This is a genomic window from Tumidithrix elongata BACA0141, from assembly GCF_036349135.1.
GTDB lineage: Bacteria > Cyanobacteriota > Cyanobacteriia > Pseudanabaenales > Pseudanabaenaceae > Tumidithrix > Tumidithrix elongata.
The window spans coordinates 53,974-74,247 of sequence record NZ_JAZBJZ010000010.1; the positions used below are offsets into that span (position 1 = coordinate 53,974).

At 45.4% G+C, this 20,274-nt stretch carries 19 protein-coding genes and 1 tRNA gene; 8 read left to right on the forward strand and 12 right to left on the reverse strand.

Annotated elements, in window-relative coordinates; translation table 11 throughout:
* Positions 1 to 165 precede the first annotated feature (165 nt).
* Positions 166 to 891: a pseudouridine synthase gene (locus V2H45_RS04385; RefSeq protein ID WP_330482404.1), complete on the reverse strand. Its 726-nt coding sequence runs from the start codon at positions 889 to 891 to the stop codon at positions 166 to 168.
* Positions 892 to 915: 24 nt separating this feature from the next.
* Between V2H45_RS04385 and gloB the strand changes: the two genes are divergently transcribed.
* On the forward strand, positions 916 to 1,698 hold the full coding sequence (gene gloB / locus V2H45_RS04390) for a hydroxyacylglutathione hydrolase (RefSeq protein ID WP_330482405.1): 783 nt from the start codon (positions 916 to 918) through the stop codon (positions 1,696 to 1,698).
* A gap of 10 nt (positions 1,699 to 1,708) precedes the next feature.
* On the opposite strand, the gene V2H45_RS04395 is transcribed toward gloB, so the two are convergent.
* Together V2H45_RS04395 and pyrF are read right to left on the reverse strand one after the other, a co-directional pair.
* Positions 1,709 to 1,780: transfer RNA gene (locus V2H45_RS04395), tRNA-Gln, on the reverse strand.
* A gap of 68 nt (positions 1,781 to 1,848) precedes the next feature.
* Entirely contained in the window at positions 1,849 to 2,586 is a 738-nt protein-coding gene (gene pyrF / locus V2H45_RS04400; protein ID WP_408648723.1) for an orotidine-5'-phosphate decarboxylase, read from the reverse strand.
* A 93-nt stretch (positions 2,587 to 2,679) separates the two neighbouring features.
* Here pyrF and V2H45_RS04405 point away from each other — a divergent pair, with 93 nt between their 5' ends.
* Complete coding sequence (locus tag V2H45_RS04405) at positions 2,680 to 5,238, forward strand: mannose-1-phosphate guanyltransferase (RefSeq protein ID WP_330482407.1); 2,559 nt, start codon at positions 2,680 to 2,682, stop codon at positions 5,236 to 5,238.
* A 47-nt stretch (positions 5,239 to 5,285) separates the two neighbouring features.
* On the opposite strand, the gene V2H45_RS04410 is transcribed toward V2H45_RS04405, so the two are convergent.
* Complete coding sequence (locus V2H45_RS04410; RefSeq protein WP_330482408.1) at positions 5,286 to 6,956, reverse strand: hypothetical protein; 1,671 nt, start codon at positions 6,954 to 6,956, stop codon at positions 5,286 to 5,288.
* Between the two features lie 266 nt (positions 6,957 to 7,222).
* On the opposite strand from V2H45_RS04410, the gene V2H45_RS04415 reads away from it, so the two are divergent.
* Positions 7,223 to 8,110: a shikimate dehydrogenase gene (locus V2H45_RS04415; protein WP_330482409.1), complete on the forward strand. Its 888-nt coding sequence runs from the start codon at positions 7,223 to 7,225 to the stop codon at positions 8,108 to 8,110.
* Between the two features lie 132 nt (positions 8,111 to 8,242).
* Here the strand turns inward: V2H45_RS04415 and V2H45_RS04420 are convergent, their stop codons facing one another.
* The 3 genes from V2H45_RS04420 to V2H45_RS04430 form a co-directional block, all read right to left on the reverse strand.
* The gene (locus V2H45_RS04420; RefSeq protein WP_330482410.1) at positions 8,243 to 8,761 is read right to left on the reverse strand and encodes a DUF1499 domain-containing protein; all 519 of its coding nucleotides are present in this window, start codon (positions 8,759 to 8,761) and stop codon (positions 8,243 to 8,245) included.
* A gap of 47 nt (positions 8,762 to 8,808) precedes the next feature.
* Positions 8,809 to 10,374 (reverse strand): bifunctional aminoglycoside phosphotransferase/ATP-binding protein, encoded by a 1,566-nt coding sequence (locus V2H45_RS04425; protein WP_330482411.1) that lies wholly within the window; start codon positions 10,372 to 10,374, stop codon positions 8,809 to 8,811.
* Between the two features lie 69 nt (positions 10,375 to 10,443).
* Complete coding sequence (locus V2H45_RS04430) at positions 10,444 to 11,331, reverse strand: TIGR04168 family protein (RefSeq protein WP_330482412.1); 888 nt, start codon at positions 11,329 to 11,331, stop codon at positions 10,444 to 10,446.
* A gap of 238 nt (positions 11,332 to 11,569) precedes the next feature.
* On the opposite strand from V2H45_RS04430, the gene V2H45_RS04435 reads away from it, so the two are divergent.
* The 3 genes from V2H45_RS04435 (at position 11,570) to V2H45_RS04445 (ending at position 14,063) form a co-directional block, all read left to right on the forward strand.
* Positions 11,570 to 12,001, forward strand: coding sequence for a hypothetical protein (locus V2H45_RS04435; RefSeq protein ID WP_330482413.1), 432 nt, complete (start codon positions 11,570 to 11,572; stop codon positions 11,999 to 12,001).
* A 97-nt stretch (positions 12,002 to 12,098) separates the two neighbouring features.
* Positions 12,099 to 13,181, forward strand: coding sequence for a hypothetical protein (locus V2H45_RS04440; protein ID WP_330482414.1), 1,083 nt, complete (start codon positions 12,099 to 12,101; stop codon positions 13,179 to 13,181).
* Between the two features lie 138 nt (positions 13,182 to 13,319).
* Positions 13,320 to 14,063, forward strand: coding sequence for a HEAT repeat domain-containing protein (locus tag V2H45_RS04445; RefSeq protein ID WP_330482415.1), 744 nt, complete (start codon positions 13,320 to 13,322; stop codon positions 14,061 to 14,063).
* Positions 14,064 to 14,169: 106 nt separating this feature from the next.
* Here the strand turns inward: V2H45_RS04445 and psaK are convergent, their stop codons facing one another.
* From psaK to V2H45_RS04465, 4 genes are all read right to left on the reverse strand, one after another.
* On the reverse strand, positions 14,170 to 14,448 hold the full coding sequence (gene psaK, locus V2H45_RS04450) for a photosystem I reaction center subunit PsaK (RefSeq protein WP_330482416.1): 279 nt from the start codon (positions 14,446 to 14,448) through the stop codon (positions 14,170 to 14,172).
* Positions 14,449 to 14,745: 297 nt separating this feature from the next.
* A complete protein-coding gene (locus V2H45_RS04455) occupies positions 14,746 to 16,164 on the reverse strand; it encodes a hypothetical protein (RefSeq protein ID WP_330482417.1) in 1,419 nt (472 codons plus the stop codon).
* 76 nt (positions 16,165 to 16,240) lie between these two features.
* Positions 16,241 to 17,317, reverse strand: coding sequence for a PIN/TRAM domain-containing protein (locus tag V2H45_RS04460; RefSeq protein ID WP_330482418.1), 1,077 nt, complete (start codon positions 17,315 to 17,317; stop codon positions 16,241 to 16,243).
* Between the two features lie 343 nt (positions 17,318 to 17,660).
* Complete coding sequence (locus tag V2H45_RS04465) at positions 17,661 to 18,062, reverse strand: pentapeptide repeat-containing protein (RefSeq protein WP_330482419.1); 402 nt, start codon at positions 18,060 to 18,062, stop codon at positions 17,661 to 17,663.
* A gap of 212 nt (positions 18,063 to 18,274) precedes the next feature.
* Between V2H45_RS04465 and V2H45_RS04470 the strand changes: the two genes are divergently transcribed.
* Together V2H45_RS04470 and V2H45_RS04475 are read left to right on the forward strand one after the other, a co-directional pair.
* Positions 18,275 to 18,523: a hypothetical protein gene (locus V2H45_RS04470; RefSeq protein WP_330482420.1), complete on the forward strand. Its 249-nt coding sequence runs from the start codon at positions 18,275 to 18,277 to the stop codon at positions 18,521 to 18,523.
* Positions 18,524 to 18,691: 168 nt separating this feature from the next.
* A complete protein-coding gene (locus V2H45_RS04475; RefSeq protein ID WP_330482421.1) occupies positions 18,692 to 19,081 on the forward strand; it encodes a hypothetical protein in 390 nt (129 codons plus the stop codon).
* An 88-nt stretch (positions 19,082 to 19,169) separates the two neighbouring features.
* On the opposite strand, the gene V2H45_RS04480 is transcribed toward V2H45_RS04475, so the two are convergent.
* Entirely contained in the window at positions 19,170 to 20,234 is a 1,065-nt protein-coding gene (locus V2H45_RS04480; RefSeq protein WP_408648724.1) for a potassium channel family protein, read from the reverse strand.
* Positions 20,235 to 20,274 lie beyond the last annotated feature (40 nt).

The following is a 20,274-nucleotide window of genomic DNA, read 5'->3' on the forward strand; positions in this document are numbered from 1 at the left end:
TTGGCAGGTGAACGTTTGATGGTTGACAGGGGATAGCTATAGCGAGCCTAAATGAATTGTAATTAATTTGTAGCGTGGACATCTTGCCTGCAAGGATTCAGAAGCCCGTACTACGTTCGCAAACAATTAAGGAGCGCTACATTCATCATTCTGGTTCCAAACACTTTAGCGAGAATGACTAAGAGCTAATTTCTCAATCTCGCAGGGCTTAAGGAGGCGATGACTGCCCGATCGCAGATCGCCAAGCGTAATCGAAGCGATCGCAACACGATGTAAAGCAAGCACGGGATAACCTAACTGCTCGGCTACACGACGAATTTGCCGATTGCGCCCCTCTCGCAACACAATGCGTAGCTGGGTTTGCTGGGGCTGGGCAGCAAGGACGGTCACGTCAGCGGGTAGGGTTGTCTTTTCATCGAGTAAAACACCCTGTCGCCACTGTTGCAAGTCTGATTGGCTGGGTTGTCCTTTGACCCAGACCTCATAGGTTTTGGGAATATGATGTCGGGGGTGGGTGAGCAAATTGGCGCGATCGCCATCGTTGGTGAGGAGCAAAGCCCCACTGCTGTTGTAATCTAAACGCCCGACATAATAGAGGCGATCGTAGGTGGGTGGCAGCAAATCAAAAATCGTCTTACGCCCTTGCGGATCGTGTCGCGTACAAATGAACCCTACGGGCTTGTATAACAGTACCCACAGAATTTGAGGGGTTTCTTTTACAATCAGATGGTTGTCAACCTCAATGCGATCGCAGGTAGGATCTGCCTTTGTTCCCAATTCAGTTACGATCGCGCCATTTAATTTCACCCGCCCAGCCAAAATCAACTGCTCTGCCTCTCGCCGAGAAGCAACACCATAGCGAGATAAAATTTTCTGGAGTCTGTCAGCCATTCATTCCCACGGGTATACCGCATTATGCAAATCTACCGTCTGCCTGCACTCAATGATAATTACATTTTTCTGTTGCACGATCGCGATCGCAACATTGCCGCTGTCGTCGATCCTGCCGAACCTCGTCCTGTGCTGCAAAAACTCGAACAGCTCGGCGCAAACCTAGTCGCGATCTTCAATACCCACCATCATCACGATCATGTCGGTGCAAATCAAGCTCTGGCAAAACAATTTCCCCAGTTAATCGTTTACGGTGGGGAACTCGATCGCGGACGCATCCCCCATCAACAGGTGTTTTTAAAGGCAGGCGATCGCGTCACCTTTGGCGATCGTACCGCTGAGGTATTTTTTATCCCTGGGCATACCCGCGCCCATATTGCCTACTACTTTCCAGCCTCCAATGCAGAGTCGGGCGACTTATTCTGTGGGGATACCCTATTTGCGGGAGGTTGTGGCAGATTGTTTGAAGGAACGCCTGCCCAAATGATGCACTCTTTAGGCCAATTGCGCCAACTGCCTGATGCTACGCGGGTTTGGTGCGCCCATGAATATACGCTGGGCAATCTCAAGTTTGCCCTGACCGTAGATGCCAAGAACGCGATCTTGCAAGATCGCTTCAAAACTGTGAGCGAAATGCGCCAAAGAGACGAGCCTACAATCCCTACAACGATTGGCATTGAGAAGCTAACCAATCCATTTCTACGGTGGGATCAACCCGCCATTCAAACGGCAGCGGATCTTAAAGAAGCCAACCCCGAACCTGAAAGGGTCTTTGCCAGAATTCGTGGCAAAAAAGATTTGTTTTAAATTTAAGGAACTGGGGTGCAAGGATTCGAACCTCGGAATGGCTGGACCAAAACCAGCTGCCTTACCACTTGGCGACACCCCAATCGCGCGCTTCTGAAAACGCAACTTAGATACTATAGCAAACAAAGTTAGCAACTTGTCAACCGAATTTTAAGAAGCATCCGTAATTTCGTCACAAATTTTCTGCCAAGCCAATACTGGATCGGGCGCAGCCGTAATCGGACGACCGATCACAAGATAATTTGCACCTAGCGCGATCGCTTGTTTGGGCGTCATCACCCGTTTTTGATCCCCAGTGGCTGCCCAAGTGGGACGGACGCCCGGCGTCACTAGATAGAAATCTCGCCCCAAAAGCGATCGCAAACTACTGACTTCATGGGGAGAGCAAACTGCCCCCGCTAAACCGCAAGTCTGGGCGGTTTCAGCCATATGCAGGGCATATTCGGGTAACTCGAGCGGAACTTTGAGATCGAAAGCCAACTCCCTAGAAGAAATACTGGTCAGCAGGGAGATCCCTAGCAACTTGGTGCTCGATCCCTCAACTTCGGCTTGGGCAGCCTTGAGCATGGCTTTACCGCCAACGGCATGAACGGTGAGAAAATCTACATCAAACTTAGCGGCGACCCGACAGGCAGAGGCGACGGTGTTAGGGATATCGTGCAGTTTTAGATCGAGAAAAATTTGCTTTTGGCGTTGCTTTAGTTCAGACAGGATCGCATGTCCCTCGGCAATAAATAATTCTAGGCCTACTTTCCAAAAGCTAACTTCGGGCAAGCGATCGCATAGCGCTACTGCCTCTGCGGCACTGGGCACATCTAGCGCTACGATAATTTTGTGAGAAACTTGCTCAGAAATCTTATCTGAAATTTGCTCTGAGGGAAAAAACATCGATTGCATAAGATGACGAGTGGTTCTAATTGATACTGACACAGCGATCTAATCTCTATATAATAATATGGCTATTGGCATCAGGAGGGTTATATGAGAGCAGTGTTGATGGCAGGAGGCTCTGGCACAAGACTGAGACCGCTCACCTGCGATCTGCCCAAGCCAATGGTTTCGGTTTTAAATCGTCCAATTACTGAGCATATTCTGCGTTTGCTTAAGCGGCATGGCATCAGGGAAGTGATCGCAACATTGCACTACCTGCCTGACATGATTCGCGACCATTTTGGGGATGGCAGTGAATTTGACATGGATATGCTGTATGTGGTTGAGGAAGATCAGCCTCTCGGGACGGCAGGATGTGTCAAAAATGTGGAAAGCCTTTTGGATGACACATTTCTCGTCATCAGTGGTGACAGCATTACCGACTTCGATCTGACTGCGGCAATTCGCTACCACAAAACCAAAAAATCAAAGGCCACCTTAATTTTGCGACGCGTTAACGAACCGATGGCTTTTGGGGTCGTGATCACTGACGAACAAAATCGGATTCAACGTTTTTTAGAAAAGCCTTCCACTGGCGAAATTTTCTCTGATACGGTGAATACAGGCATCTACATTCTCGAACCCGAGGTGCTCGGTTATCTACCCGCCAATCAGCCCCAAGATTTTTCTCACGATCTTTTCCCTTTGCTTTTAGAAAAGGCAGTCCCCATGTTTGGCTATGTGGCGGAGGGTTACTGGTGCGATATCGGTACGTTAGAAGCTTATCGGCAAGCTCAGTATGATGCGATTAGGGGTAGGGTTCATCTCGAATTAGATTACTTACAGTTACGAACTGGCGTATGGGTGGGACAACACAGCACAATTGACCCAACTGCCAAAATCGAAGCACCCATCCTGATTGGGGACAATTGCTCAATTGGGGCGAGGGTGAGTATCTCGGCGGGGACGATTATTGGCGATCACGTCACCATTGGGCCTGACTGTGACTTGCAACGACCGATTATTTGTAACGGTGTCACGATTGGTGAAGAAAGTCACCTATGGGCTTGCACGATCGCGCGCAATTCGCGGATTAGTCGGCGCAGCCATGTCATGGAAGGAGCCGTGGTTGGGTCAAACTCTGTAGTTGGCGAAGAGTCTCGCATTTTCCCTAATGTGCGCATTTGGCCGAGTAAACGGGTGGAATCAGGGGCAACGTTGACGACAAACTTGATATGGGGAACGATGGCAGCCCGACATCTCTTTGGGCATCGGGGTGTATCAGGGCTAGCCAATGCCGATATTACGCCAGAATTTGCGGTCAAACTGGGAGCCTCCTATGGTGCAACGCTCCGACCTGGCTCTCAGGTGATGGTATCTCGCGATCAACGCACGATCTGTCGCATGGTGACGCGATCGCTGATTTCAGGTTTGATGTCTGTCGGCGTAAATGTTGAGAACTTAGAAGCAACCGCCATTCCGATCGCCAGATTTACGGCTCGCAGCCTCAGCATCTCTGGCGGAATTCATGTGCGTATCCATCCTGATCGCAACGATCACATTTTGATTGAGTTCCTCGATGCCAATGGTATTAACATCGACACCAATCAAGAAAAGAAAATTGAAGGAGCCTATTACAAGGAAGATTTTCGCCGTGCTCGCATGGAGGAAATTGGCGAAATCACCTATCCATCTCGCATCCTTGACTACTACAATAGTGGCTTTGCCAAAAATCTAGACGCGGAAGCCATTCGCAATAGTGATTGCAAAAAGATTGTAATCGACTATGTTTATGCGGTCTCAGGCGCAGTTTTACCCCGTATCTTGGGCAAATTTAGCAGTGATGTCGTGGTTCTCAATGCCAGCCTCAATGAAATTGCCCCAGCGATGAGCGAGAGAGAGAGAATGCTCGATCAGCTAGGCGATGTCGTGAGAGCGATCAAAGCCAATTTTGGCGTACAGGTATTTGCGAATGGTGAGAAGTTTATCTTGATTGACGAACTGGGGGAACCGATTCGTGGTGAGATGCTGACGGCTCTGATGGTAGAAATGGCGCTGACAGCAAAGCCCGGTGGTGCAGTCGTGGTTCCTGTCTCTGTATCTGGTGTTGTAGAACAAATTGCCGCTAGACATCATGGCAAGATTATTCGGACGCGGGCGAATCCAACTGCTCTCATGATGGCTTGCTATAAAACAGAAGGTGTTATTTTAGGTGGAGCTGCAGAAATGGGCTTTATCTTTCCACAATTGCATCCTGGCTTTGATGCCATGTTTAGTACCGCCAAAATCATTGAATGGCTGACATTGCAAAGAGGAACGATTTCTCAAATGCGGAAGCACCTGCCAGATTTCCACTTTAAGAGTCAGGCGGTTCGCTGTCCTTGGAGCGTCAAAGGAACCTTGATGCGTCATTTGGTGGAAGCCTATGCCCAGAAGCATCTTGAGCTAATTGATGGCGTCAAAGTTATGTATTCTGATGATGACTGGGTGCTGATACTTCCCGATGCAGGTGAGCCGATCGTACATATCTTTGTAAATGGGAAAGACAGTTCCCAATGCGATGGTGAAGGATGGATTGAAACCCACATGCAAGAGTTCCGCAACTATATTGAGACTTTTTGCAAAATTCAGATTGCACTATCAAAAGATTCTGCCACTCTAGATTCTTAGGTCTCATTCCCTCTTTCTATCCGTAAATCTTGCAAGACGTACTCTATCTAATTGTTATCTGGGGTAGAAGAAGGTCTTTTGCCGACATTTTTGATGTCAATGAATTTTCCAAGTAGGTCAAACCAAAATGATGCTCCCATTGAAATCGCGATCGCGCTCACCAGCCACCCGCAGAACGTAATCACAGGCGCAGCAACTTCAATGCCAAACAACCAACGAATGCTCTTTTTTTGCTGTAGAGAAGTTACAGAATTTTCCCAACCAATGGGTAAAGTAATCGCATCAGCAGCAAGATTAATTTGCTCGATCGTTTCTTTATCTAGTTTTTGAGGATTCTTTTGAGCTTGATTTGGGCGATTATTCATGGCAATAGTTTCGGCACTCTGGGCTATTGTTTCGCGCAAAATCCGATCTTTGCTTAGGCGATCGACAATATGAAATGTATCGGCATTTGCACCTACTGCGATCGTAAAACCAAGCAGAAGTGCTACCAATTTCGCATTGCGTTTGTAAACCCCTGAAGCTCTGACCATGGAATTATCGAACCAGGTCTCTATATCTTCTTGAAACTGAGAAAACTGTTGCTCGATATCTTCAACGCTTTCTTGCGATCGCTTAGCAAGATCGTAAAGACTGCCTTGCAAATAGGTGGGTAATTTGGGTAATTTGCCAAGTAACTTGATGAGTTTGTGCCCAATTTCGGTATTGCTGAAGGTAGTATATAAAAGTAATCCTTGAGACACATACTCAATCATATATGGATCCTTAGTGCTGTATTGAGCTAAGAATCTTTCATCTTTTACAATTCTTTTTACATCATCAAACTTTCTGTTTTTAATCCGTGCTAGAACTTTTTCAAGATTTGGATCTTGAAAAATCAGAATAATTTGAATGACATCTAATAAAGTTGGATTTATTTGTCTGAGTAAAATCTTTTTGTATTCTCGTGATAGACCGTAACAATTTTCTTCGGGGTTTTGCAATCGAAATGGATCTTCAAACAGCTCGAATCTTGTTTCTACCTTAGCAGCTTCAGCCAATCGATCTAATGCTTCTGATATACCGATGCGATGACTGTCTAGATCTTGATAGACTGAGCCTTTAGCCTCTTTATACCAATCGGGCAGATATGCTCCTTCTCCCTCTCTAACACGGTTTAACTTATCTTTGAGGTTCTCTTCCAATCTAGAGAGAAAATCTTCTAGCCGCAATCGAGCAATTAATTTAGTTAAAATAGGTACTTGTAGTGTTTCAATAAAGCTACTTGTAAATGCTTGTTTCGTAACATAGGAGGGACCACTGGAATTCCCTTTACCAAATACACCATCTACTTCCTTGGCGATCGCTTCTTTAGAGATATTGACATTAGGTAGTAGGTTCGCACTCTTGCGAAACCATTTTCTCAATAGCCGAAATACAAAACCAAACATTTGAATCAAACGACGGGGGAATCTGGCTAAAAGACCTTTTGCTTCGTGATTCATGCCTTTAATCAATTGATTCGCATAAATCTGATTTGATAATTCTCTTACTTTAGAAAAATTCTCTGATTCCTTATCGTTTCCACTCAATAGCCCTTCAATAGACTCCTTTAAATGTACTGCTCGCCATTGCAGCACGGTGGCAATTAATTCTTGTATTTCCGAAGCAATCACACTTAGGATCAAATAAATAAAAATCAAACCAATTGCAATATCTAGAATTGAAGATAAGCCCATACTTTTTATCCGCGATATTTATTGTAATTCTGAACAGCCCGACCGGAAATTCTGAGGGAAAATAAGGTGATAAAGGATTTGATAGTCTACTATATTTGTCGTAAAAAGCTACATTCCGCGATCGATTTCGCGATTGCTTTTTGGTGATTTAGCCGTCACTTTGGCTTATTGCCTTCTGCATACCATCACAACTATGATTAACGTTTGTACTGTTACGGCAGAAACGGGCTGCATCGGGTCTGAAATAGCTTCAACGAGGGAAAAGCATGGGACAAGTCCTAGGTACAACTAAAATTTTAGGTGTGATGGGATGTCCTGTGACACATAGTCTTTCGCCCGTCATGCATAATGCAGCCTTGACAGTCATGAAGCTGGATTATGTTTATATTCCTTTACCTGTGGCGATCGCCGATCTTACCATTGCCGTATCAGGTTTAAAAGCAATTAGCGCCTTGCAGGGCTTTAATCTCACAATTCCCCACAAACAAGAGATTATGCCGTTACTCGATCGCGTAGATGAGATCGCTCAATCTGTGGGAGCTGTTAATACCGTTAAGCGTTTGGAAGATGAGTGGATTGGCACAAATACAGATGTAGCAGGTTTTTTGGCTCCGCTTAAAGCGCTCTCATTAAATTGGAATAAAATTCCTGCTGTAATCTTAGGCAGTGGTGGCGCGGCAAGAGCAGTGATTGCGGGTTGCTTGCAATTAGGTTGTCCTGCTATTCACATTGTTGGGCGTGACTCTAAAAAGATGAAGCGATTTCACGGTCAAATGACCAGCCAGCTAAAAGATTACAATCTGCGCGTCCATACATGGAGTTCCTTACCGAATCTATTGGAAATCGCTGGGTTAGTTGTAAACGCCACCCCCATCGGCATGGCAGAAGATCCAAATACACCAATCTCTAAGGAAGATATGGCTTTGTTGCCTGACAGCGCGATCGCCTATGACTTGATTTATACGCCTCGACCCACCCAGTTTTTACAACTCGCCGCTGCAAGGGGTTTAAAAGCCATAGATGGTTTAGATATGCTTTTGCATCAAGGTGCGATCGCTTTGGAGTTTTGGGTTGGTCAACCCGCACCCATTGACGTCATGCAACAGGCCTTACTCAATCAACTAGCATCACGCGCACAAACGAAATTGACTTAGGGATAATCCCTATCACTTACCGAATTACCAATTCCCAATGGCAGACCCAACCCAATTTGGGCAGTTCCTAGCCGCCCTTGCATCAAAATGAAAAGGATAATGCTCGAATGCCAAGAAATTCTCTCTACTTCATCAAGCAAAATCTTGCAGCCTCGTTCTAATGGCTTCAACGCGTTTGCGATTTACGCCCAAGTCTGACTGACCTAAACGTGAAGCAGAGCGAACTTCAATAACATTAGTCTCTCGATTGAGATAGAACTCCACATCATCCACATATCCCATGAGGGCACTGGTAAATTCCGCATAGAGATAATCTTCTGTCTCAGAAATTATTTTCGTTCTCTCTAAACCTTGAATCACAGTCTTGAGATTGGCGATCGCCTTTGCAGGATCGCCTGTATAGCGAATTGGATCGATTTTGTGTTCTAGATCTGAGCTTTGGCTAGACACGCAATTGGGAGAATTTGGACATGGGGATAGTTTTCCTGCTTGAACACCTAGATTAGTAGGACGAGTACCAGAGAAAGAAAATAATGCCATGGGTGTAACTTTATGGGGAGATAGAGGACCTGCCATAACTGGAGTGGCTAAACCAATCCAAGCCATTGCAATCATCAGAATACCGATTAAAGTTCTTAAAAGCTTGTGCATAGAGAAGTATTTAGAGGTTATGGGCTGAAGATTTTGGAGACAAGATCTTAGTTTAGTGATTCTGTTAGGATAGATTCCACGGAATCCACAGTGGTATCGACCTCTATGCATTGTAGCTTCTCTTTAGGGGTGAAATCCTCAAAACTGGCTTTTTGGCTGGCAAGCAGATCTACGGTAGCATCGGCAATATCGCGGTTAGCCTGTGTGCGATCGCCCACTCTTGTCTTTAAAACCTCTATCGGGGCATGACAATAAATAATCTTAGTGGGAATCCGAGCTCGATCGGCTGCTTCAAGTACTTGAGAACGCGAAGTCAAGCGATCGTACTTTGCATCCAAAATCACTGTAAATCCTTCCTTCGCCAGCAGAATGCCTAGTTCGCAAAGTTTGTTATAGGTTCTCTGCGTCATCTCAGGGGTGTAAAGCTCTTGACCACCACGTTCCATCAGATCGATACCAGCAAGGTGTTTTCGTACAGCATCGGAGCGCAAATGAAGTGCCCCTGTTTTCTGGGCTAGAGCTTTTGCTGTCGTACTCTTACCACTGCCTGATAAACCTGACATGAGCCATAGTTTGCCTTGTTGGGGTTGGGTATATTCGTAAGCCAGTTGATAATAGGCGGAAGCCTCCTGTTGTGCATTTTGCTTGACATCAGCAGGAATATTGGGGTCGTCTAATAAGAAGGAAGTTACCTTAGCGCGAATGTAGGCACGCATACTGCAATATAAAGGCAGAAGTTGAGCGGCAGCATAATCACCCGTCCTTTCTAGATAGGTATTTAAGAAGGCATTCGCTAGATCGGGTCTTCCACGAAACTGTAAATCCATAAACAGGAAGGCAGCATCATAGACCACATCGCTATTACGGAAGGGTTCGTTAAACTCAATGCAGTCAAAGATTTGAATCTTGCCGTTGTAGATGCAGATATTCTTTAAGTGCAGATCGCCGTGACATTCCTTGACCTTGCCTTGGGCGATGCGATCGCGGAATAACTCGTCATGTTCGGCAAAAAATTTCTCGGTATAGGCACGGGTGCGATCGAATTGGTCTTGGGTCTGTGCAATTCCAATATATTTTTGCGTATGCTGATAATTGTCCTCGGCAACCGTTCGCACCGCTGACATCGTGCCAAAACTAGCAATATGTTCGCTGGTGGCGGCATGGGTATGAAACGTAGCTAGTTGCTTGCCAATATCGACAACATTATCTAGGGTTAGCTTTCCTGCTTCAAATAGTTCGATGAGGAGGTTGTCTTGAGAAAACTGAGGCATTTGGATGGCGTATTCTACAGCATCAATTCCAACCTGCTCTTGGAATTCATCAGAAGCGAAGGCGAACTTGCCATCTTTTTCGACGATCGCTTTTACCCCTAAGTACAATTCTGGCGCAAGGCGACGGTTGAGCCTGATTTCTTCTTGGCAAAAGTGATGTCGCTTTTCTAGGGTCGAAAAATCTAAAAAGCCAAAATTCATCGGCTTCTTGATTTTGTAGGCATATTTTCCTGTTAATAAGACAAACGAAATGTGGGTTTGCATTAACACGATGGGCTCTGTGACTTCATGGTTGTAAAAGTCAGGCGAGAGCATTTGTTCGATTAAGATGGGTAAGGACATGAAATCAAAGTTACAGACTAAACAGCAGCAGCGATCGCAGATTGAATCATATCAAGTTCTCTTGAATTTCTATGCATGATAGAGAATCTGTTCGGAGGTGATTTGAAAAGTGGGGTCTAGCCAAACAAGGGATATCTGAGCTACTTTCCCATCCGTTAACTGGACAAGGGAGAAATTGCGATGATTCCCGTCCAGCTTTTGCACAATGCGGGGTACGCTAGCAGCATTGAGGAATACCGTACCACGATCGTTCACTGCGATCGCTTCGCGTAGGCGCGTGTTATTGCGCAGCTTGTGGTGCATATGTCCAAAAGTTGCAAAGGGAACCGCTTTGGGGACTTGATAGATTGCCGCGATCGCCTCGGCAAAGTCAGGATCGCCATGATCGCCACCTACGGGCAGCCAGTCCTTACCGCAGGGATTGTAGTCGCGATCGCCCAAACCAGTGGGACCATTGTGACTGAGCAAGAGCACTGTGCTGTAGGCAGTTTGCTTCGCATTCTCGATAATCCGCTGAGTGGATTCAGCAAAGCCATGAATGCCATAGCGATCGCGTAAAAAATCGCCATTTTTCCATTCTTCTCCACCCCAGCTAAATGGACGTGCGCCCACGACCGATAGATTCAAGTCAGGAAAGTCCAAGTAGCCATAGCCAACATGCGTCTCTCCAAGTAGATCGAGTTGTTGTTGCACTCGGTCTTCGGTCTTGTGGTCGTACGGACTTTTACTCTTGCCCCAATCGGAGGCGCTGTACCAAGCATCGTGATTTCCCAGAATTACAGCTTTTGGAATATCGATCTTAGCGATCGCCCGCACAATTTCCACAGATTCATTGCCAAAGTCGCCCACAAATAATACCAAGTCAACCCCTAGGTGTTTAAGGGCTTGATGGTCTTCTTCTTGCCATTGATCGTGAACATCCCCAATAACAGCGATCGTGATGGTTGGCTTTGTCATTCCCTTTTACTCAAAAACTTATTACTGAAAAACTTGTTACTGAAAAAATAGTGTAAGTAGCTAAAGTCAAATCGATTTTAACTGGTGAAGGGGGCTAAAAGTCTATATAGCTCAATACCTATCGATTCAAAGTTTATGTAAGGATTTTGACATAAAGTTTCGTTGAGGAGACCTGTAAACTAACAAAATGCAAAAGTTACAATGAAGCATTCCTCGCTCTCATACCTACTTTAAACCTATGAGTCGTCGTCAGTCCCACTCTCGTTCTCCCTATGTTGATTCGACCGCTACAAAATTTCCAGAAGAGCGAGACTCTAACAAAACTACTGCTGCTCAAATCAACAACAAAATTAATCAATATTTGTGTTTAGTGCCTGTATTTGGCGTGATTCCCTCAGTTTTAGCCTTGATTAGCGATCGCAGCGATCGCAAGCTCAAAGATGTCAGTAAAGTCGCGATCGTAATGGCACTGGCTTGGTTGATTAGCTCTGGTGCTTCGGGCTCTGGGGATAGTACGGCAACACAGGCTTCGCTAGAAATTCTCAAAGGCACGATTAGTTCAACCTATTTTGCGGCTTCGATTTGGTTGATGTTTCGCCTCTATAAAGACAAAGCGATCGCACTGCCTGGTCTTAAGTACCTTATGAAATCTAAGAGAAAATCTGATTGAATCTAGGTGAAGATCTGATTGAATCCAGATCCAGAATAGATCGATACTGCTAGAGATGCTATAAGAAGGTGAAACATTTTGCTGCAAACCCTTCCCCATGCGCGTTAACCATCTTAGAAAGAAAGTTAAACGGCGATCGCTTACTGATCTTGTTAACCAAATTCTCAATGTCTGCTTGTTTGTCTTTTTAGTTGCCTTTTCGATCGTCAGTTTGGTTAGTTGTGGGGCAAAGGAGATCAAAGCCCCCGTTGAGGCGGCTAAAGTTCCTGTATTTGTATTTACCCAAGCAGCTCCCGATGGCAAAACGGTTGCAGCGGTCGTTCCCTCTGGACTAGTCGCAAGGGAAGGCAATTTAGATAAAGTTGTGCAATCGATCGCGCCCAACACCAAATTAGATGTCTTGCAGTTTGGCAAAACCCTTGGGCAATTTCAACCGAGTGCCATTAAAAGTTCAGATGCCTTAGGAGCGTTAGCCATTTTCAAACTTGCTGAAGACTCCACAAAAAGCAATGCTCCTCCCATCAATCAAACCGTATGGCAGCAGCCCAATCTGATCATTCTCCCAAGCGAAGCGATCGCCAAGTCTAAACCAGAAAGCGATAAAGACAATCGCACCGATCAATTTACCTGCCCCGTCAAGATTCAGCCTTTAATTTTAGATAAGTCGCGCGACCTATTTCAAAAGCTTGGTGCGAATCCATCCCTCCTCAGTCAGCTTACCCTCGCCTCTTTAATCTGCGTCGATTTGAATAGAGATAGCCAACCCGAAATTATTGCAGGCTTACGCTTAGACAACCCTATTCGTCCGAATGGAATCGATCCGCAAGCTTGGCAAGCTTTTTTGTCACGTCCTGCTTCTGAACGGCAAGAGTACAGTATGTTGGTATTTTTGCACCGTACTGCGGGATCGAACCAACCAACCAACTCCACACAGGGTGATTGGACGATCGAACCCATTATTAACCATACCCGAGCGCTATCTTACCTGAATGATAGTGTGAGCAGCTATGCCCTAGTTGGTGCACAGGATCTAAACACCGATCGCTATGCCGAGCTAATCGTTCAAGAAATTGGCTTAAACACTTTCGACGTTCTAGTAATTAGCCCTTCCGTGCGTGAAGAGCGGTGGCAGTGGCAAAACTATTACGAAAACGAGCGATCGCTCAATATTGTTCAATAAAAGGTTATTAGTTTTCAGTGTTCAATGATTCAGTGGTCAGTTCAAATGTTAATTCCAATTAAATGCAGCTAATCGTTAACCGTTAACCGTTAACTTTTCCCTTGTGAAGAAACCCCGTAAAGCGGTAATCTAAAAAGCATGACAGAAGAAGACCTAGCTTTACTGGACATAGAGACATCTATCAATCCTCTCGATCAGCCCGCCGAGGAAGAATTACCTCGCCCAGATCCAGAGGTTATGTTGTCATATCTGAATTCTGACTCAGTTTTTGAGAGAATCCAGGCAGCCAGAGCTTTTTGCGAGATAGAAGATGAACGGGCAGTTCCTAAGTTAATTGAATTGTTGCAAGATGACTGCCTATTGGTACGGGTTAGTGCTGCCTATGCGATCGGACGAAATAAAAGTGAAGCCGCGATTCCATACCTACTCGATCGCCTTAACAAAGACTGGAACGGCTATGTCCGTAAAGGGGTGGTTTGGGCATTGGGAACCTGTCGCGATCCCAGGGCATTAACACCTTTAATCTCAGCCCTAAAATACGATATATCCGCAGTGCGACTCTGGGCGGCCAGTGCCTTGGGACAGCTAGGCGACATCAAAGCTGTAGAGCCCCTAACTGAGGCATTGCAAAGCGATAAAATGTCAGCCGTTCGCGGCAACTGTGCTTGGTCGTTGGGCAAACTTTTAATCAAAATGCGTCTAGAGCAAGAAGATCATAGCGAAATCTATCAAGACGCGGTAGATGCTCTGATTGATGCCCTATCCGATGATGATTTGGGTGTGGGTGCGGATGCTAGAGGCTCTCTCCGTAAACTAGGCGATCCGCGTGGACTAAAAGTACTTGATAAAATTGATATCGAGCAGGGATATTGCGAATTTTAGATCGGGCACTTCTTACAAGAGCACTTCTTACAAAAATACTAGTGGGAGCAACTAATCAGAAGCCCCCACTAATACTTTTCTAGGTTCTCTCTAGAGACATGCAATTTTAAAGTAGACCAGCTTGTGCCAATCCCAAGATGAAGCCTGCACCTAAAATGTGCCCTAAGCTTGCTGTAGCGAGAAGTTCAGGTACACCAAATCCCGAAAAAAGACCGGGCAATTCAGCAGGTAGTGCAGGACCTACTCCTTTATTTTGAATGCCATAGCGACCAATCACCAATGCAAGCAGATTGCTGGTAATCATAATGATACCCACGCTAACTGACCAAGCAGGTGTAGCTGGAACTGCGGCAAGCAGAGGAAAACTCACAAGAATATTGAGCATAAGTTTTATTACCTATAGAAGCTTTTATGCAAAATATCGTAAGCCGAAGCGGTAACAGTGAGTAATTACTAAGCGACTAATTTAACCAAACTTTGCAAAATTTTTTGAAATTTAAACTTTAGCAATTCTGGGGTGATTAAGCCTCTAATACCGATTTCTCTTCAATTTGCAACAGATCTTTTTTGGGGTTCCGCGCTCTATATTCTTTGAAAATGGTATAGGATTCTTTGAAAATGGTATAGGTTCGCGAATCGCTACGATCGCTTTGAGGCATCTGTTTGCCCCAATTATTGATGTTTAGATCTTATTCACAATAGGAGTGCGACGGGTCAGGGTCAAAATACAAGCACCTACGCCAAAACTTAACCAAGCACAGGCAAGAAATAACAAAGGTAAAACAATCGTTCCTTGGGAAGAGGATGGCACAACGATCGCCGCGAGCGTAAAAGCTGCACCAATTTCCCAGATTTGGAGATGGTTGACTTGCCGAGAAGTGTCCGGCACAAGGCTATTAGGGGCTACCAGATGAAGCGCATACCAAGCGATCGAGGGACTTAGCAAACAAACACCCAGTAAAATTACCGCACCCTCAAGCAGCATTCGTTCGGGCAAGGGTAATAGAAATAGGCTTGCCGCCCCGATCGCCAGTAGAGATATCCCCGCTAAGATCCCAGCTCCTTGAGGCAGCAATACCCCAACCAGCCCTAAACTATCTCGGGTGGTGTCATGACGGGCTAGCTGAATTTTTTCTCGCAGGGCTTTTCCAAGTTCATCTTCATCCTCTTCATTTGTTTTGACGTAATTGGCAGTAATCGCAGTAGGAAGCGTTATTTCTGTATCGTTGCCTGATAGTTGCATCCAACTAATCTCACCACCACTTTCTTGCATTTTTACAACTGCCAGTCGCGAGAATGTCCGCAAATCGATGGTGTAGTTTGCTTGTAATCCCCATAGCCCACTAAAACGCAGCGAGAGAATGTGCTGTAAAGGCTGCAAGTGGATTTGCCAGACGCTGAAGCCCGTTAGACCTGAAGCGGCGATCGCGATCGCTAAAATTGCCTTAATCCCAATTGGTAAATCTACCATCGTCCAAAAGAAAAGACTCAATACTAAAACGACAGCGCTGTTAAACTGACGCGGTTGTTGCGTTAAAGAAGTCGGGCTTATCAGTACAGTCTGATCGGAATAGGTAATGACATTTAAGTGTTCAGATGCAGTAGCTTCATTTTTCGATGGCGCGATTTTTCCCCTCGAAGACCACCACCATAGCCACAAAGCAACACCAATTAATAAAGCTGCCAATACTACCCACCAAGATGCAATCAGGGCAATGGTAACTGGTGAGGTTAAAATTTGTGTCTCACTTTGCTTAGAAACGATCCCCAAAAGTACAAGAAAACTCAGTCCAAATATCGCCCCGCCTACGACTAACTCTTGGGGAAAGCTGTAGGGCAAATTTTGACGACAAGCTTCTAAGACTGATTTGGCAATATTTCGTGAAAAAACGATTCCAAAGGCAACAAATATCAGTAGGGCAATATTTAGCTCTAGCAGATTAACTTGCAGAATCGGAGCGATCGCACCAAGTAAGATAAATCCAGCAGTCAATAAGAAATTGGCAGTAATTAGCTTTGCAGCTTGTTTCCACCCCCAACCTAACTTTCCAGAAACTAGCTGTCTGTGCAAATAGGGTTGAGAAGTTTGCAGATCAGCCACAGGTTACAGCCCCAATCAATTTTACGAATTTCCAATGCTAAATCGGACTTTAAAACTAGACATCAAATTTTAGCCTTCAAACGGTAGCGATCGCCTCAGGACGCGCAAAAATCATCCTACCCGCTGAGGTTTGTAAGGCACTCGTAACCACAACATGAAGTTGCTTACCCACGTAGCTACGACCTTCCTCAATTACCACCATCGTACCGTCGTCGAGGTAACCGATCCCTTGGGTTGCCTCTTTGCCTTCCTTGAGTACCTTGAGGTTAAGGCTATCACCGGGTAGATAAGTGGGGCGCAGGGCTTGAGCTAGGTCATTCACATTCAGAACATCAACCTGTTGTAGATGTGCCACCTTGTTGAGGTTGTAATCATTGGTGATCAGAGTACTGTTGAGTTCTTGCGCCAGACGCACGAGCTTAGCATCAACGGTTTGGATATCGTCATAGTCCGCAGGGTGAATCACGATGCGATCGCTATACTCATCCCGCAAATTGTTGAGAATGTCTAAACCCCTTCTGCCTCTTACCCGCTTTTGATCGTTGGAACTATCAGCGATCGTTTGCAATTCTTGAATCACAAAATGGGGTACGAGTAGCTGTCCCTCCAAGAAACCAGTATCCATGAGGGTTTGAATGCGGCCGTCAATGACACAGCTTGTATCTAAAATTTTGGTTGTAGCGGGTTTGAGAATTCCCTCGGCAAGCAGCGCACTCTCAACATTATTGGGATTGACCAAACGCAACAACGCACGACCATGGGTGTCGGACAGAGTCATGCCAGTATAGGCAAACATAATACTGGCGAGAATTGCCATCAGTGGCTTAAAGAACGAAAAGTCATCTGGGATCGGTAGCAAAAATAGCGGTGCGAGCATGAGGTTCGCAACCAATAACCCCATCACCAAGCCAACCGCTCGACCTAATAGGGTTTCTAAGGGCATTGCCCGAACTTTAATCTCAAGCTTGCGATAGGCATTTTGCGCCACAATGCCCAAAATCAGGCCCACAAAGGCACCCGATCCCAGAGCTACCCAACGAAACCCTTGAGAATTGATTTGAGCCAGAACTTGAATTGGCAGGAGGTCAACTCCATGAAAACCAGTTCCTGCCCCTGCTAGGATAAATGTAATAATAATGACGGCATCAATCATGCTGCGGATCTCCGCTTTTTATGTATGTATGATGGGAACTTAACACAGCTTAGAGCGTTACTGCATTAATTACTGGTTCCCTTCAGCCTTTTTCAAGGCTTTGTATATAATTCTACACAACTAAACATTTTTAGGAATCCCATAGCGTATTCTCGAACCAACACACAAAGCTGCTGGATGCAAGTTTTTTATAGGCTTGTTTATCTCTAAACCCAGCCTAGACAGAGGTTAAAGCAGATTGGCGTTATTACAGAGCCTATTGCTCCAAAATTTTTACCCAGAATGTTTTTGCTAAATTCTCCAAACTTTTCGGGTTGGGTAATCCGAACTCGAATCACAAAAACTATTTCGATGGCGTTGTATTTAAAGCATCAGGGCAGCCCTGTTTTGATTTTGTTCCATCGGGCATAATCGCATTACACATATTTGCTTCTCTAAAATCTGTGCCTGTAATCTCTGCCCCCGTTAGATCGGCTCCCCTTAGATCCGATTTGTAGAGGTTTGCACCAGTTAAAATCGCCTCACGCAGATCCGAATATTTGAGGTCGGTGCTGTAGAGGTCAGAACCTCTAAGATCGGCGCCTCTGAGATTAGCGAGGCTGAGATTTGCACGCAAAAGGTCACAGTAACGACACTCTTTGGTTTGAAGTAGTTGACGGATGTGGTTAGGATTGGCTGCCTGGGCGGACGTAGCTATGAAAAAGCAAGAAGTTAGGACAGTCGTAGCAAAGATTCCTAGTTTCATAGTCTTTTTCCAATGGGGGTATGTAGTTCTATAAGTAAATGCTTAGGTCTAAGGCTAACAGTTTTACGCAAACTATTCAGTGTGATCTCGATCACAGGAGATGCTGCCGAACATCACGATCGCTAACCTACACGTATCACCTTGCCACCTTGAAAATGCAGCGATGATACATACATCGAAGTTCACTTTCTCACCTAGCCAGTTGCAAAAAGATGGATAACATACAAATCGTTCGCTGCCCAAACTGTGGTAACTACGCTGAAAGACAATACTTTGCTACCAAAGAACTCGTTCAAACACGTTGTGCAAGTTGCGATTACTCCATTGCGATCTGTACTACAACTGGCAAAGTCTTTGAATATTCGCTGGGCGCTTCTAGACGGTGCATACCTCAGCAGCAAGTTGCAAAACTGGAAGCTGCATGGGAAATATCTCCTAGTTTGCCTAGTCGCTATGCTTAAAGTCATAGCTCCTTAGATACCTAGCCATCAAGCTAGGATCCTCCACTTGATAGACCTTGATAGACCTCACGATATTCCCCTTGCAAGAAGCGTAGCAGCAGTTTAAGCGCGATGATGTATGCAGTGGGTAGATTGAAAATTTACAAATTTGCCACACGAGAGAAAGCCATGAGATTAAGAATTTTTGCCGTTATTGCCGCGATCGCTACGATTACCTTCGCTACCCCTGCTAAAGCTGACACGACCATTGCCTCAGTGCAGCTCGAACCTCATCAAACCCAAGAGACCCTGAACTGTTCCGCAACAAAGACTCAGCCATCCAATCAGCTCTCCTTTGCGATCGATGCCGCCACCTGTGAATCGTGGAATCTAACCAAAGAAGCAAACCCTAACGTAAAACTTGCAGTTCTCGCATCAGATGCTGTTTATGACCTTGCACCTAATCCTTTGCCCGATCGCGTGGTGATGTTGAGTCACAAAGATAGAATCGCCTGTCTTGTGAATGGCGAAGGTTCTGCAAATGGAAGTGTGACCTGCGGCTTTGTCGATATGGATTAGCGATCGCTAATCACCCAAATTACGTTAGCTGACCTTCAGTCGGTGAGAATTGTCGAACTGAATTGGAATTGCATTAGCTGAGCCGAAGCTAAGTGCCACGAGGCGGACGAGGAGCTTTGTAGGGACGATCCAAGGGAAAAAGGATCTGATTGAGTTCTCTTAGCTGCTCTGATGTGCCCATGCAGATCAGTAAATCGCCTTCTACAAGCATCGTATCCGCACTAGGCCCACCCAAAAGGTTTCCATCCGTTCTACGAATTGCTAAAACCAAAGCGCCTGTCTGCGATCGCAAACGGGCTTCGTGTAATGTGAAACCCACAAGGGGACAGTCTGCATCGAGGCGAAATTCTTCAATATAAAAAGAACGATTGCCACTGGACAGAATCCCATCAACAAAGTCCATAACTTGGGGTCTAAGGGCTGCTGCTGCCATACGTTTCCCGCCTGTGATATAGGGGGAAATCACCTCATCAGCACCACCTCGACGCATCTTTTGGATGGCTTCTTCGTTACTGGCTCGTGCGATCGCTCGCACTTTAGGATTGAGTGTCTTCGCAGATAAAACCGTATAGAGATTCTCCGCATCCGAAGGCAGGGTACAAACCAAACAGATCGCCCTTTCAATTCCTACTCTCTGTAGTGCCTCATCTAAGGTGGCATCCCCCAAGATGGTTTTATAGTTCATGTGTTTGGCTGACTGAACCTGTTCTGGATCGTTATCGATAACCACAAAAGGCACACCTTCCGCTGCAAACTCCGAAGTTACCTGTCGTCCCGTTCTTCCAAAGCCACAGACAATATAGTGTTGATTTAGCGATTCCATAATCTCTTGCTGTTGCCGTAAGCGAATAACCTCTTGAAAGTAACCCTGAAACAAGGCTTGTGTGAACCGATTACCAATATAACTAATGTTTATCAATCCGAGTAGGATCAATGAGATTGCAAAAACACGACCTTTATCATCAAGGGGAGGCGTCTCCCCAAATCCTACCGTGGTAAGTATCATGATGGTCATAAATAGAGAATTCAGACCATTCCAACCTTCAATCCATTGGTAGCCAATCGTTCCAACTAAGATCAAACTAACAAGAGACAATACTCCCAGAGATAGCTCTAAACGTAATATCTGATATTTCTTTATAATGCTCCCCATAAATCGGACAGGAGAATAAGATAGAAAAAGCTGCCAGAAA

Coding starts and splice junctions, on each gene's coding strand:
- V2H45_RS04385 (WP_330482404.1), bottom strand. CDS start 891: ATGGCTGACAGACTCCAGAAAATTTTATCTCGCTATGGTGTTGCTTCT.
- gloB (WP_330482405.1), top strand. CDS start 916: ATGCAAATCTACCGTCTGCCTGCACTCAATGATAATTACATTTTTCTG.
- pyrF (WP_408648723.1), bottom strand. CDS start 2,586: ATGTTTTTTCCCTCAGAGCAAATTTCAGATAAGATTTCTGAGCAAGTT.
- V2H45_RS04405 (WP_330482407.1), top strand. CDS start 2,680: ATGAGAGCAGTGTTGATGGCAGGAGGCTCTGGCACAAGACTGAGACCG.
- V2H45_RS04410 (WP_330482408.1), bottom strand. CDS start 6,956: ATGGGCTTATCTTCAATTCTAGATATTGCAATTGGTTTGATTTTTATT.
- V2H45_RS04415 (WP_330482409.1), top strand. CDS start 7,223: ATGGGACAAGTCCTAGGTACAACTAAAATTTTAGGTGTGATGGGATGT.
- V2H45_RS04420 (WP_330482410.1), bottom strand. CDS start 8,761: ATGCACAAGCTTTTAAGAACTTTAATCGGTATTCTGATGATTGCAATG.
- V2H45_RS04425 (WP_330482411.1), bottom strand. CDS start 10,374: ATGTCCTTACCCATCTTAATCGAACAAATGCTCTCGCCTGACTTTTAC.
- V2H45_RS04430 (WP_330482412.1), bottom strand. CDS start 11,331: ATGACAAAGCCAACCATCACGATCGCTGTTATTGGGGATGTTCACGAT.
- V2H45_RS04435 (WP_330482413.1), top strand. CDS start 11,570: ATGAGTCGTCGTCAGTCCCACTCTCGTTCTCCCTATGTTGATTCGACC.
- V2H45_RS04440 (WP_330482414.1), top strand. CDS start 12,099: ATGCGCGTTAACCATCTTAGAAAGAAAGTTAAACGGCGATCGCTTACT.
- V2H45_RS04445 (WP_330482415.1), top strand. CDS start 13,320: ATGACAGAAGAAGACCTAGCTTTACTGGACATAGAGACATCTATCAAT.
- psaK (WP_330482416.1), bottom strand. CDS start 14,448: ATGCTCAATATTCTTGTGAGTTTTCCTCTGCTTGCCGCAGTTCCAGCT.
- V2H45_RS04460 (WP_330482418.1), bottom strand. CDS start 17,317: ATGATTGATGCCGTCATTATTATTACATTTATCCTAGCAGGGGCAGGA.
- V2H45_RS04465 (WP_330482419.1), bottom strand. CDS start 18,062: ATGAAACTAGGAATCTTTGCTACGACTGTCCTAACTTCTTGCTTTTTC.
- V2H45_RS04470 (WP_330482420.1), top strand. CDS start 18,275: ATGGATAACATACAAATCGTTCGCTGCCCAAACTGTGGTAACTACGCT.
- V2H45_RS04475 (WP_330482421.1), top strand. CDS start 18,692: ATGAGATTAAGAATTTTTGCCGTTATTGCCGCGATCGCTACGATTACC.
- V2H45_RS04480 (WP_408648724.1), bottom strand. CDS start 20,234: ATGGGGAGCATTATAAAGAAATATCAGATATTACGTTTAGAGCTATCT.